The sequence below is a fragment of the Acinetobacter sp. UBA2063 genome (assembly GCF_002333245.1).
GTDB lineage: Bacteria > Pseudomonadota > Gammaproteobacteria > Pseudomonadales > Moraxellaceae > Acinetobacter > Acinetobacter parvus.
In genome coordinates, this window is the sequence record NZ_DDAH01000259.1 from 1 (window position 1) to 11,697 (window position 11,697).

General features: G+C 42.7%; 10 protein-coding genes. 3 read left to right on the forward strand and 7 right to left on the reverse strand.

The features are described 5' to 3' along the window. Nucleotides 1–76 precede the first annotated feature (76 nt). The 3 genes from grxC to rsgA form a co-directional block, all read right to left on the reverse strand. Entirely contained in the window at nt 77–337 is a 261-nt protein-coding gene (gene grxC / locus B4H32_RS12255; protein ID WP_087545584.1) for a glutaredoxin 3, read from the reverse strand. A gap of 11 nt (nt 338–348) precedes the next feature. Next, a complete protein-coding gene (locus tag B4H32_RS12260; RefSeq protein ID WP_286803290.1) occupies nt 349–765 on the reverse strand; it encodes a rhodanese-like domain-containing protein in 417 nt (138 codons plus the stop codon). A gap of 94 nt (nt 766–859) precedes the next feature. Continuing rightward, entirely contained in the window at nt 860–1,918 is a 1,059-nt protein-coding gene (gene rsgA / locus B4H32_RS12265; protein WP_286803291.1) for a ribosome small subunit-dependent GTPase A, read from the reverse strand. Between the two features lie 124 nt (nt 1,919–2,042). Here rsgA and orn point away from each other — a divergent pair, with 124 nt between their 5' ends. The 3 genes from orn to B4H32_RS12280 all read left to right on the forward strand — a co-directional run bounded on the left by orn (nt 2,043) and on the right by B4H32_RS12280 (nt 4,418). Further along, nucleotides 2,043–2,600 carry an oligoribonuclease gene (gene orn, locus B4H32_RS12270; RefSeq protein WP_286803295.1) on the forward strand — a complete coding sequence of 186 codons (558 nt, stop codon included), beginning with the start codon at nt 2,043–2,045 and terminating at the stop codon, nt 2,598–2,600. A 136-nt stretch (nt 2,601–2,736) separates the two neighbouring features. Then, the gene (locus B4H32_RS12275) at nt 2,737–3,471 is read left to right on the forward strand and encodes a Bax inhibitor-1/YccA family protein (protein ID WP_286803297.1); all 735 of its coding nucleotides are present in this window, start codon (nt 2,737–2,739) and stop codon (nt 3,469–3,471) included. Nucleotides 3,472–3,614: 143 nt separating this feature from the next. After that, nucleotides 3,615–4,418: an enoyl-ACP reductase FabI gene (locus B4H32_RS12280; RefSeq protein WP_262450436.1), complete on the forward strand. Its 804-nt coding sequence runs from the start codon at nt 3,615–3,617 to the stop codon at nt 4,416–4,418. A gap of 136 nt (nt 4,419–4,554) precedes the next feature. Here B4H32_RS12280 and B4H32_RS12285 read toward each other — a convergent pair whose 3' ends face one another. The 4 genes from B4H32_RS12285 to B4H32_RS12300 form a co-directional block, all read right to left on the reverse strand. Further along, the gene (locus tag B4H32_RS12285; RefSeq protein WP_286803298.1) at nt 4,555–6,288 is read right to left on the reverse strand and encodes a DUF262 domain-containing protein; all 1,734 of its coding nucleotides are present in this window, start codon (nt 6,286–6,288) and stop codon (nt 4,555–4,557) included. A 221-nt stretch (nt 6,289–6,509) separates the two neighbouring features. Further along, a complete protein-coding gene (locus B4H32_RS12290) occupies nt 6,510–7,892 on the reverse strand; it encodes an efflux transporter outer membrane subunit (protein WP_286803299.1) in 1,383 nt (460 codons plus the stop codon). 284 nt (nt 7,893–8,176) lie between these two features. Continuing rightward, nucleotides 8,177–10,168: a MacB family efflux pump subunit gene (locus B4H32_RS12295; protein ID WP_286803301.1), complete on the reverse strand. Its 1,992-nt coding sequence runs from the start codon at nt 10,166–10,168 to the stop codon at nt 8,177–8,179. A 1-nt stretch (nt 10,169) separates the two neighbouring features. After that, nucleotides 10,170–11,507: a MacA family efflux pump subunit gene (locus tag B4H32_RS12300; protein WP_286803303.1), complete on the reverse strand. Its 1,338-nt coding sequence runs from the start codon at nt 11,505–11,507 to the stop codon at nt 10,170–10,172. Nucleotides 11,508–11,697: the final 190 nt, after the last annotated feature.

Consider the following 11,697-nt stretch of genomic DNA (forward strand, 5'->3'; position numbering starts at 1 on the left):
TAACCCCCTTTAATTCCCCCTTAAAAAGGGGGAAAAGCAAAAGGGGTTTTATAAGCTTAATAAAAATCTATTGTTGTTAAGCTAATAATTGGTCGAGTTTCCCTTCACGCTCTAAGGCATAAAGTTGATCAAAACCGCCAATGAATTGGTCTTTGATAAAAATTTGAGGCACTGTACGGTGGTTAGTACGTTGCATTAACTCAATACGAACTTCAGGCGCCTCATTGGAAAGGTTAATTTCCTTATAGGCAACACCCTTACGCTCAAGGAGCTGTTTTGCTCTCACACAATATGGGCAAGACAGCGTTGAGTAAATTGTGACGTTTGGAGTTGTCATCTTATTGCTCCTTAAGCTTTGGTTTTACTTTTAACTAAGGGTAAGCCTTGAGCTTTCCAGTTGCTGATACCACCATCTAGACGATAGCTATCTGCATGCGCAACTTTTTGCAATGCTGCACCCGCAACTTGACCTAAGTTACAGATAAATACCAATGGACGATCACTTGCTTTTAATTCATCTACATGACTTGTGATTTGGCTATATGGAATGTTGCGGCTGCCACTGATGTGGCCATCACGGAAATCCTTAGCATCACGAAGGTCAATCAGCATGGCATTTTTTGCCTTGACCAAAATACCGAGTGATTGTGGTGAAATTTTACGACCATTGCGCTGACCCTCTAAAATGAAGAACAGCACGATGAGCACGCCGAGCGTACCAAACAAAAAGGGGTGGTTCCCCATAAACTCTAACCAGCGTTCCACAAGTCACCTAAAGTTAAAATCAAAATTGACCCTGAGTATAACTTATCTCTATGGTGATCAAAAATGTTAGTTCAAGGGTAAAAACCCAAGAAAACTAACTTTTTTGCTGGGCTTCCTGAATTTCATCCATTAGGCGTAGATAGCTGTCCAAACGTCTTGGTAAAATCTCACCTGCATCAACTGCCTGTTTTAAGGCACAATTTTTCTCATGGCTATGGGTGCAGTTACGGAACTGGCAATGGCCCAGATGGGTTTCAATCTCAGGAAAACCTGTTCGCACCTTTTCCAGGCTCAAATGCCACAGACCAAATTCACGGATTCCTGGGGAGTCAATCAGTGCGCCGTTTGTTCCAAATTTAATCAAACGGGTTGAGGTGGTGGTGTGTTGTCCCAGTGCCGAGTTTTCGGAAATGACATTGGTCTTCTGTGCCGCATCTGGAACAATAGTGTTAATCAATGAGCTTTTACCCACGCCTGACTGACCAACAAATGCAACCGTTTCATTGTCGATTCGTGCTGAAAGTGCGGATAAATCACCTTTTGCATGACAAATCAGGGTTTCATAACCCAGAGCTTCATATTCACTGAGCATAGTTAGGATTGGGTCATTTTCAGTGAGCAGGTCTGATTTGTTCAGTACCAGCAATGCAGGAATGTTGGCATCGGCACAGGCGACCAGATAACGGTCAATCAGTGTTGGTGCGGGTTCTGGCAGTGGTGCGAACACAATCACAATCAGGCTGATATTGGCGGCAACGGGTTTTACCTTGTGGTAGCGGTCTGGGCGGGTCAATAACGACTTTCTTGGATAAATCGCAGTGATAATCCCCAGGCCTGTATTTGGGTCGGCCTGCCATTTCACACGGTCACCCGTCACCAGCAACTCCAGGTTGGTACGGGTATGACAGCGCCAAATACTGTCCAGTTCAATCGGTTTCCAGAATGGTTCAGGTTCGCCCTCTGCCACCTGTGGTTTTTCAGGGTGCTGTTCAGGTATGGACAGGGCTTGTACTTCGAGTTGACGGCCATAATGCTGAACAACCAGCCCATCTAAATCCTGCGACGTGTCAATATCATCCTGACGCGATTTATGCTGTTTTTCAATACGGCGCTGCTGTTGCTCGGTTAAACGACGCTTACGAATTAAAGCCATTCATATCCCAGAAAATCCACATGTTGAAGACCGCAAAAATAGCATGAAGCCGCTATGGAATTACAGCCAAGATGTAATTAATTTGCTACTATTGATGTTTTTAAGCACTTTAGAATCAGCATTCATGAGCAGTACCCCTGATACACGATTAATCTGGATCGACCTGGAAATGACAGGCCTTGATACCGATAACGACAAGATCATTGAAATCGCAACCATTATTACAGATGATCATTTAAATATTCTGGCTGAAGGGCCTGTTTTGGCGGTACATCAATCAGATCTCATTTTGAATGCAATGGATGAGTGGAATACCAAGCAACATGGTCAATCTGGTTTAATCGAGCGTGTACGTCGCAGCAAGTTGAATGCACAAGATGTAGAGCAGCAAACACTTGAGTTCTTAAAGAAATGGGTCAATCCAAAATCTTCACCGATGTGTGGTAATTCGATTTGCCAAGATCGCCGTTTCTTGCATCGTTTAATGCCAGAGTTGGAACAATTTTTCCATTACCGTAATTTAGATGTGTCTTCTGTGAAAGAGTTAGCGAAACGCTGGAGACCTGAAATCATGAGTGGTCTCAAGAAAAATGCCTCACACTTGGCAATGGATGATATTCGCGATTCAATTGCTGAGCTGAAATATTATCGTCAATACTTTTTTATTATGAATGATGATTAATGCGTTGATCTGCTGATACAAGATGATGAGTAAAAGGAGCGCAAGCTCCTTTTTTATAGACTAAAAATAATTTGGGTTGGCGCAAAAAATCGCTTAAAATCGGCTGTTGATGTCCAACTATAAAAAGAGCACATACATGCAAAGTAATAACCCTATTTTAACCCGAGTCGAAACTTATAACGATGCGACCGAAGCGATGAGCATTCAGGGCGCAATTCAAAAATCTGTATTGCTGACCGTCATTGCAGCAGTGGTTGGTATTGCGCTGTTTTTTTATTGCGCCATGACCGCAAACCTTTCCATTGCTTATGCAGCTGCAATCGTCGGCGCAATTGGCGGATTAATTTTAGCCCTCATTGCCACATTTAAAACCAATACCGCACCAGCTTTGGCGATTCCCTATGCCTTGTTTGAGGGAGCTTTCTTAGGTGGCATCTCCTTTATTTTCCAGTTGAAATTCCCTGGTGTGCCTTTACAAGCCTTGTTGGCGACTTTTGTCACCACTTTGGTGTTATTTGCCTTGTATAAAATGCAAATTATTCGCGCCACTGAAAAATTCAAAGCCGTGGTAATTTCTGCCTCTGTGGCAATTGCATTGGTGTTTGTGGTGCAAATCATCTTGCGTTTAGCATTTGGTTCAAGCATTCCATTTATTTTTGAAAGTAACTGGTTAGGCATTGGCTTTGCTGCATTTGTAGCGGTGATTGCATCGTTAAATTTGATTTTAGACTTCGATCTAATTGAAAGTGCGACGGCGCAAGGCGCACCGAAAGCATTTGAATGGGTCTGTGGTATTGCCTTATTGGCAACTTTGGTTTGGATGTATTATTCATTTATGCGTTTGTTAAGCCTGATTCAAGGTGATGATTAAGCTTCAATGAATATAAAATACAAATCGCTTTCTAATTGAGAGCGATTTTTTTTATGCAAGCATGTAAAAATGAACAATGATGCAATTCCGTAATTGATGAAATATTGGCATCATGGTGGGAAAATTTTTCGAGTGAGAAGATTATGTCGCAAGGGCTTTTAGCGGGTAAACGGTTTTTAATTGCAGGAATTGCCAGTAAATTATCCATTGCTTATGGAATTGCTGCGGCACTGCATCGTGAGGGTGCAGAGTTGGCATTTACTTACCCCAATGAAAAACTAAAAAAACGAGTCGATGATTTTGCAGCACAATTTGGTTCAAGCCTTGTTTTCCCTTGCGATGTGGCAATTGATGCAGAAATTGACAATACTTTTGTTGAGTTGGCAAAACACTGGGATGGTTTAGATGGTGTTGTGCATTCGATTAGTTTTGCACCTGCACATACGCTAGATGGTGACTTTACCGACGTAACGGATCGTGAGGGTTTTAAAATTGCACATGATATTAGTGCCTATAGTTTTGTCGCGATGGCTCGTGCGGCAAAACCATTATTACAAGCACGTAAGGGTTGTTTATTGACTTTGACTTATCAAGGTTCTGAGCGTGTGATGCCAAACTATAACGTTATGGGTATGGCCAAAGCATCTTTAGAAGCGGGTGTTCGTTATTTAGCGCTAAGCTTGGGTAAAGAGGGGATTCGTGTGAATGCGATCTCTGCGGGTCCAATCCGTACATTGGCAGCTTCTGGTATCAAATCATTCCGTAAAATGTTGGATGCCAATGAAAAAGTTGCGCCGTTAAAACGTAATGTCACGATAGAAGAAGTGGGCAATGCAGCATTATTCCTTTGTTCGCCGTGGGCTTCGGGTATTACGGGTGAAATTTTATATGTCGATGCAGGGTTTAATACTGTTGGTATGAGCCAGTCGATGTTGGGTGATGAGTGATTAGATTTATCCAAATTTTTTGACAAAGCCGCTTTTATAGCGGCTTTGTTTTGTAAGGAGGAGGGGATTATAACTTCTCGCATCAGCGACATATTCAGGAGCAAAGCGAGTGAAAATGTCTGGCTGCATGCGTTTGTTATGCTATTAATTCTTCGTTATGCAAAAAATCAAAGAATTTGTCTAAAATGATTTGATTACGTTCAACTACCTGTTGTTCGCCAAATTCGTTGCGAGCAATGAGGTTAGCTATTTCGGCAACCTTACTCGGCTCTTTGTAATTACCGCGTCTCTGTTCACCGCTATAGATTTTTTTCTTATCCCCAAATCGGTAATCTGACGCTTTAATGTTGATTAGGCTTTCTAATAGTATCTTGTTGCCAAGCGAGTCAATATTGTCTTCGGCTTTAAGGCCGCCTTCCATTTCTTGGCGCTTTTTCGGATAAATGTGCTCTAAATGGAATACCTCATTCAATCCGAGTAGTTTCTGTTCTGAAAAAGTGTAGGCGTACCAAGTAATCATGGAACGAGTCGCATTCCTTTGGTTCGTGAAGACATAATTTTCAAAAGATGTGCGTGCTTGCGTATTATTGAATTTGTATTTCGAGAATTTAACCTCACCACCATTTACAAGGTTGACCATCTCATCGTATACGGGCGTGCGCAACGCATTTACACCAGGATTCGTGATGGCATAAGCGAAAATAAAAGCAGTTATTCTATCGAGAAACTTACAGAATTCAGCATCACTTAAGATTCCATCATTATTTTTGTGCTGCAAAAAATAAACTGATGTTATGTGTTGCCACATGCCATTGGGTGCGTAATTTAAGACAAATAGTTTTTTAAGAACATCTTCAGAGAATCGGGTTTTGTCTTGATTTGCTACGCTTTCCCAAAACAAGGCGAGAGACTTTAATTCTTCGATTGTATTAGGGTGTTTTAGATACTGATACTTGTTGCGTTCATAAAATTTACGTAGAGCCTCTGTTGTTGAGCTTTTGTTACCCTCCTTCGCCCGCAAAAAGTACATGTAACGAGCGAATAACTCATCCATTGGAGTGCCGCTGATTGGATTGAATACTGAGCTAGTTATCTCTTCTAGTCTTTTCCATTCCACAATAAACTCATCTTTATTTCCGGATGAGCCATAGTATTTGTAGAACTGTGCTTTGAATATATCCGCATCTGACAATGGCAAACCACGATCATTTAATGTCGAAAAAATACGAAGTGCCGTATCTTGAGATTCCGCTTCAATAGGCAGAAGGATGCAGTTACCTAAAATACGTGCTGGTAAGTACGGAAAAAAGCTAGGGAATTCCTGTAGGAATTCATCGATTTTATTCTGGAAAAATTGATAATTAAGGACATATTGACTCTTACTGCCTTGCTTAACCATTCCTGTGCGCAACAGTTCAAGAAATTCTTCTTTGTCATTGTCTGTGGCAACTTCCGAATCAATTTTAAGAGTATTTTTATCTGCTGTTCCGAATGTGTCCGTTTTCCAGATGCATTTCTCAATACGATCACGAGTGAGTATTGAGTTCTTATCCTTCATGTTCTCGAACTTGTCATAGAAGGCTCGCAAAATAAGCATTAGCGTGGTTAATCTTTGCTGGCCGTCAATGACTTCTGATTTCCCAGCTTCATTTTTATAAGTAACAATTGATCCGAGGAAATATTCTTCATTATCGTCGAAAGCTTCGTAGTTATTATCGGGAAATGAAAATAAAAATATATCATCCCACAGTGTTTGGCATTGCTCTTCGTTCCATGCATAAGGCCGCTGATAGTCTGGAATAAGGAAATCAGCTTTCTTGTCTGAAAGAAGGTCGATGATGGTCTTCTGATCTACATTAAGTTTAGACATTGGTATCCCTGTTTCTTAAGACCATAACTACAGTTACACGGCAAATTTGCCGTATGACCAATTTAATTTCTATTTGATTTAACTATATTTTGATAAGCATATAAAATAGCAATATTTGAGTCAAGAAACTAAAGTTGAGAAATAAAATCAAAAGTTCCCAGTCCATTCAAAATGAGCTGGCAACTTTAAGAAAGTAAACAATATCAACTCGTGTGCTATTGTTAAGGCAGTTCTTTTACAGGACTTCCACCCAAAGCTTGCATCAAAGTCACATAAGCATTGTATTGATTCTGCTTAGTTTCAACCAAGCTGAGTCGTGCATTACGGGCAGTTTCCTGCGCATCCAGTAAATTTTTTAATGCAATTGCCCCATTACGATAACGTACTTCGGTCAAACGTGTTGTTTTGTCTGCTAACTCAAGATTGCGTTGTTGCAGCTGTACTTGTTGGTCGAGTTGAGTTCGATTGGATAGCGCATTTTCAACATCAGCAAAAGCTTGGTATAAGGTTTGGCGATATTGAATAATCGCTTTTTCATACTCAAGATCACTAATCGCAATATCTTTCTTCATATCATTATATTGAAGAAAAGGTAGGCTCAGGCTTGCACCTAAAGTTAAAGTAGGGTTCTTTAACAGTTGTGTTAAAGAGGTGCTAGAAGAACCTAGATTTCCCGTCAAATTAATCGATGGATAATAGCTGGCTTTGGTCGCATCTTTATTGGCTAAGGTTTTGCGTAGGCGTAATTCAGAAGCTTGTAAGTCTGGACGACGCGATAAAATATCGGTAGGGAGTCCAACTGCGATATTCGGCAGAGCATTGCGAGGAAGTTGTGTAGGCTCTTGAATATTCAGTTGTTGGACAGGTTCATGTAGTAATACGGCAATCGCAGTACGTGCTTCGACACGTTGTTGTTCGATCTGACTTAAACTTGCTTTTTGGCTTTGCACCGATTGTTCCGCTTGCGTTAAATCTAAACCTGAAACCGCACCCGCTTTATATTGTGATTGCACCAAAGAATAGATTTTTTGGGTCGAAGCCAAGTTCTGCTGAATGGTTTGATAGCGTTCGTTCAGATAGCCAAGTTGCCAATACAATTTTGCTGTGGTTCCAACCAGACTTTGTGCTGTGGCTTGCAAATCTTGTTCAGTGGCTAAGGCTTCCCAACGACTCGCTTCGGTTTGATTCATCAATTTACCGAATAAATCCAGTTCATAACTGACCCCAACACTGGTCGATAAACCACGGTCAGAGCCATCGCCTGAACGGAGGTCATAGTTATGACCTGTGGAAACACTCGAACTGGTACGAATGCCTTGTTTATTTTCAGCCAAACCTGCCTGTAAACGAGCTTGTTTAAGGGTAATCCCTGCAACGCTTAAATCACTATTTTTAGCGAGAACCTGATCGACCAATTGATTAAGTTGGGCATCATTAAACAGTGTCCACCATTGATCAGTGAGATTCACATTCTTATTTTTTTGTGCATCGTACTGGAACTGTTGGGGCACTTGGACTGTAGGGGCGTTATATGGTGTTTTAACCACAGCAGAACAGCCAACTAGAGAGCTACTTAAACATAACGCAAGACTAAGCTTTTTCATTTCAGGTGTCCTTTATAGAAACAGGGCGGTGTCTTGCCGAGTTCTCATCGTATTACAGAGTAAGCCGTCGGCTTGACCTACTTTTCTTTCGGGATGAGGAGCGAAGCTCCGCAAGGGCAACCATCTTGCGCAGCTATCGCTGCTCACCGCAAAACTCGTTGACTACCGTCACTTAAGCTAATGAATCGCAGAAACAATACTTTATTAACGGAGTCCTGTCTCAAACAATTGCGGATGACGTTTCCGAGTATCATATTTTTTGATCAGTCCTAGTGGGCTTGAATTTATTCTCTCGCTAAAGCAGCAACTGGATCGAGTTGTGCTGCATTTCGTGCTGGCAAGAAGCCAAATACAATACCAATCATGCTTGAGCAGACAAAGGCCGCTACGATTGACGTGGTCGAATAACTCATTTCAATGATGCCTTTGGCAAAGTGTCCGATGATTTGTCCAATCCCTAAGGAGAGCAGGACACCCAAGATACCGCCCAGTAAACAGACCAGAATTGCTTCAATCAGGAATTGTTGCAGAATATCACTTTGACGAGCGCCCACCGCCATACGTACGCCAATCTCTTGGGTTCGTTCGGTCACAGAAACCAGCATAATGTTCATCACGCCAATACCGCCGACCACTAGAGAAATCACCGCAATCGCTGAAATCAGCAGGGTCATAGTGGCTGTGGTTTGCTGAATGGTTTCCCGAATACTGTCGGAGTTTTGGGTAAATACGTCCTGTGCGCCGTGACGTTGTTCAAGTAGAGTCAAAATGGCATTTTCAGCGGCACTACTTGGATATTCATCTTTGATACGAACAATAATGCTGCGTACATTAGACTGCCCCAGCATACGGCTCATGACTGTCGAATAAGGCAAGTAAACATTCAAGCTGTCAGAGTTGCCCATAAAGCCTTGTTGAGCATCAATCACGCCAATAATACGGCTGGGTACACTGCCCAACAACAACACTTGACCAACAGGGTTGGTCCCATCAGCAAAGAAAGTTTTTTCCGTATTGGTATCAATCACCACGTCTTGGGCACGCTGAGTAACACTATTTTTGTCAAAAGCCTGTCCTGATTTAAATGTCATGCCACGGACATAGAAGAAATCTGCACTGACACCATTTACGGTTGCCGATGCTTCGGTATCCTTATAACGCAAGGTGACGCTGGTGTTGGCAGAGGGACTGACTCCATCCACATAGGGTTGTTCTGCCAAGGCTTCTGCATCAGCAGGCACTAGGGTTTTGACTTGTGAGGCACGTGAGTTATCGCCAAAGCCACGTCCCTGATATACAGTAATAGTGTTGGTGCCGAGACTGCTGATATTTGCCAGAATCTGCTTTTGCGAACCATTGCCCAGCGCAACCACAGAGACCACGGATGCGATCCCGATAATAATCCCGAGCATGGTCAGGAAAGTCCGCATGCGGTGGGCATTCATGGCCAGCAGTGCCATACGGAATGCTTCACCGAGACGGTCAAAGAAAGAACACCAAGCCGAGGTTTTCTTTTGTGGTGTGCGTTGCAGGGTTTGATGTTCTAAATCAGAATCGGCATTTTCAGGCACGTTGGCACGGTCTGAAATAATATTACCGTCACTGATCTCGATAATACGAGTCGCATTTTTTGCAACATTAAGATCATGTGTGACCAGAATAATAGTATGACCTTTGGCGTTCAGCTCACGCAGAATGCGCATCACTTCAATACCGCTATTCTTATCCAAGGCACCTGTTGGCTCATCGGCAAGAATCACATCACCGCCATTCATCAAGGCACGGGCAATTGAAACACGTTGTTGCTGACCACCAGAAAGTTGGCTTGGGCGATGGTGTAAACGTTCTTCGAGTCCGAGTTCTGAGAGTAGCTCAGCAGAACGCTGTTGGCGAAGTTGGCTGTCTACGCCTGCGTAAATGGCTGGGACTTCAACATTACCAGAAGCACTCAAATCACCAAGTAAGTGATAACGCTGGAAAATAAAACCAAAATATTCACGGCGTAGTTGTGCCAGTTCATCTGGTTCTAGTTGGCCTGTTTCTCGACCATTAACCTTGTAACTCCCTGCGCTCGGCTTATCCAGACAACCCAAGATGTTCATCAGGGTCGATTTACCTGAGCCTGATTGCCCGACGATGGCAACCAGCTCACCTGCATAAATCTTTAGATTGATACCTTTGAGAATCTGGACTGTACCCTCACCTGCGGGAAACTCACGGGTGAGGTTGCTGATTTTAAGCAGTGGCTGTGATGAATGTATTTGATCTCGGGTCATATTACATTCTCATTACACGTTGATTGCTACGTTTTGCTGATTCGTTTGAGCTATCAGTTGCATCTGCAATCACCACTTGATCGCCTTGCTTCAAACCTCTAAGTACTTGCGCTGTGACACGGTTGTTCAGGCCAATCAGCACAGGTTGCGGCTGGGCTGTACCATCAGCCTGTAGTACCCGAACCATTGCTATTGAAGCCTTGCCTTGTGCAATCAGGGCCTTGTCATCCTCAGTTAAATCCAGACGTTTCGGATGCTGGGTTGTTTCAGCACCTGATTTTTTCGCCTGATCGCTGGATTTATTAGCATTGGCTGAACTGTCCTTACGATTTGCACGCTGGCTTTGGATCGCTGCCGCTGGAATGGTCAGTACATTTTTTGCCTCATTTAACACAATGTAGACCTGTGCAGTCATGTCAATACGCAGTTTGCCATCTTCATTTGGGACATCAAACAGGGCATTGTAGTACACGGCTGAACTTGAAGAAGATGAACTGCCACTGGTTGTTTCTGTATTAATGGAATTTGGTGCTGGTTCAACCTGACGCAGTTTTGCATAATGTTTTTTATCACTATTACCTAATGTAGTGAAATAAACGGTTTGGCCCTGTTCAACTTTCATCACATCGGCTTCTGAAATCTGTGCCTTGATGGTCATGGTATCCAGTTTTGCCAGCTTCACAATGGTTGGTGCAGACTGATTGGCATTTACCGTCTGGCCTTCTTCCGTGACAATCGCCACAATGGTTCCATCCATCGGTGCAACAATACGGGTATAACCCAGGTTTTCCTTTGTGGTTGCAAGGCTCAAACGCGATTGTTCAATCTGTGCATTAATCGAGGCAATCTGGGCCTGTGCCGTTTTATAGTTTGCCAATGCCGCCTCAAGTTCAGCGCGTGAGGTGGCATCCTGACTAAACATTGCCTGTTGACGTTTATATTCAGCTTCAACCTTGGCTAAGTTGGCCTGTTGCACTGCCAGTTGTGCCTGTTGGTTTTTAATGTTGGCTTCGGCGGTTTTAAGCTCATTCTCCTGACGAATGGAGTCAATCTGGGCAATCAATCGGCCCTGTTTAACCTGATCGCCCAACTGCACATACATTTTTTTCACCTGACCTGAAACTTGCGCACCGACACTCACCATTTTGGTGGCCTCAAGTACACCTGTTGCCAGCACTGAATCTTCAATATCACCTTTGCTGACTTCGGCACTAATGTACTGAGGCGCTTGATCTTTAGGTTTAAAGAAAAACCATGCAACGGCTGCAATAATCGCGACACCGATAGCGATTATTATTATTTTACGGAATGGTATTTTTTTAGAACTTGTTTTTTGCATGGCCACAGGTCAAAAATGAGAAACTTGGGCTAGTATAAAAGTGAAATGAGAAGAAAGCGTGGATGTTTTTAATCTATAATGAGAATTATTTGCTATTTTATGGAGGATTTATTCCATAAAAATCTGATAAATACTTTGAGAGATGGTCCCACTTGTTTGAACAACTAAAAGCTTATTTATAAGTGATATT

What these genes read in the sequence shown, in the direction of transcription:
- B4H32_RS12275 (WP_286803297.1), top strand. Translation starts at nt 2,737, where the DNA reads ATGCAAAGTAATAACCCTATTTTAACCCGAGTCGAAACTTATAACGAT.
- B4H32_RS12285 (WP_286803298.1), bottom strand. Translation starts at nt 6,288, where the DNA reads ATGTCTAAACTTAATGTAGATCAGAAGACCATCATCGACCTTCTTTCA.
- grxC (WP_087545584.1), bottom strand. Translation starts at nt 337, where the DNA reads ATGACAACTCCAAACGTCACAATTTACTCAACGCTGTCTTGCCCATAT.
- orn (WP_286803295.1), top strand. Translation starts at nt 2,043, where the DNA reads ATGAGCAGTACCCCTGATACACGATTAATCTGGATCGACCTGGAAATG.
- B4H32_RS12280 (WP_262450436.1), top strand. Translation starts at nt 3,615, where the DNA reads ATGTCGCAAGGGCTTTTAGCGGGTAAACGGTTTTTAATTGCAGGAATT.
- B4H32_RS12300 (WP_286803303.1), bottom strand. Translation starts at nt 11,507, where the DNA reads ATGCAAAAAACAAGTTCTAAAAAAATACCATTCCGTAAAATAATAATA.
- B4H32_RS12290 (WP_286803299.1), bottom strand. Translation starts at nt 7,892, where the DNA reads ATGAAAAAGCTTAGTCTTGCGTTATGTTTAAGTAGCTCTCTAGTTGGC.
- B4H32_RS12295 (WP_286803301.1), bottom strand. Translation starts at nt 10,168, where the DNA reads ATGACCCGAGATCAAATACATTCATCACAGCCACTGCTTAAAATCAGC.
- rsgA (WP_286803291.1), bottom strand. Translation starts at nt 1,918, where the DNA reads ATGGCTTTAATTCGTAAGCGTCGTTTAACCGAGCAACAGCAGCGCCGT.